This is a genomic window from Rhodococcus sp. CX (genome assembly GCF_015865005.1).
In the GTDB taxonomy this organism is placed as follows: Bacteria; Actinomycetota; Actinomycetes; order Mycobacteriales; family Mycobacteriaceae; genus Rhodococcus.
Genome location: NZ_JADZGH010000053.1, coordinates 1 through 1,225, shown reverse-complemented (window position 1 = coordinate 1,225; position 1,225 = coordinate 1). Strand labels below are relative to the sequence as shown.

The following is a 1,225-nucleotide window of genomic DNA, read 5'->3' as shown; positions in this document are numbered from 1 at the left end:
GCGCCCGCGCGGGCCACTCGACGTCGATTCCGTCGATGCGGTCGGCGGTCAGATCCCCCAGGTCGAACGTGAGCCGGCCGTCCCGGCGCTGGAGCGGCACCGGCCGCGACCGGTCTCCGTCGTACCGGGCGGTCACCGAGGGCGTGGCCCCGTTGCGGTACCAGGTGACCACGCGGGTGCACTCGGTCGCGTCGGTGGGGGCGATGTCCTGGCCGACCAGGGCGTTGAGGAGGGTGGACTTTCCCGCCTTGAGGGAGCCTGCCAGTGCCACCCGCAGCGGTTGCGCCAGCCGCGCTTCGCATTCTGCCAGTTGCGATGCGACCCGCGGGTCCCGGCCGTAGACCGCCCGTGCCTCGGCGATCAAATACGCGGCTGCGCCCGGTACTGCACTCATGCTTGCGCTCCCGCCAGTTCGCGTGCCCGATCCCTCAGGGCGACAAGTGTCTTCAGGGTTTCCTCGAGTTCGGTGATGCGTTGCTGCCGCTGTTGTTGTTCCACCGTCGCGGCCTCCTGCGCCGCCCGCAGCGACTCCGACACCGATCGCAGTGTCTGGTCAGCGAGTTCGGTGAAGTGGTCGCGCAGTTGCCGCTGGATCGACCGCAACCGATCCTTCGATTCCTTGCCGACCTGGAAGCCGACGTCGTCGGTGAATCGCCGGATCGCGGTCTTCGCGTCGAGGCGTCGTTTCGCGATGCGGGCCTGCTTGTCGTCGCGATATGCCTTGGTGCCGAGCACGACTCCGGCGCCGATCGACACCGGATTGATCAGTGCCATACCCATGAACGTGGTGACGAGGCCGAACATGAGGACGCCGCCGTAGGAGCCCTTCATTCCGACCAGCATCTTCTGGCCCGGTCCGATCCGTCCGGGGTCGAGATCCTCGAGAGGATCGACCGGCTCGAACAACGAATCCAGGTCGGCGAGATGCAGGTTCGGCAACCGGGTCGCCCCGTCGGCGGCGAACAGGTCGGCGACCGTCGCGGCGAGGGCGGTCGACCGTTCGTGCGCCCACACGAAGTTGTCTCCGACGGATTCCGCGACCTGTTCGGCGAGCCATTGCCCGAGCCGCGGCCACTCCTTTCCGGGGTCGCATTCGTCGACCGCGGCCTCGGCGAGGCGGGTGACGTGCCGCAACCGGTCCCGCAGATCGTGGTCGATGTCGGCGGCCAGATCGGTGATGCCGTCGGCGAGGGTCTGCTGCCAACGGGCCGCGCGGGCGCGCAGG

1 protein-coding gene and 1 pseudogene are annotated in these 1,225 nt (G+C 68.8%); both read right to left on the bottom strand.

What is annotated here, in order from left to right:
* Positions 1-394, bottom strand: a 394-nt coding sequence (locus I0Q12_RS32005; RefSeq protein ID WP_231610043.1) for a dynamin family protein, incomplete at its 3' end; no start/stop codon positions are given.
* Positions 391-1,225, bottom strand: a pseudogene (locus I0Q12_RS05200) (Isoniazid-inducible protein iniA); the annotation flags it as partial. The gene I0Q12_RS32005 and the pseudogene I0Q12_RS05200, both read right to left, overlap by 4 nt.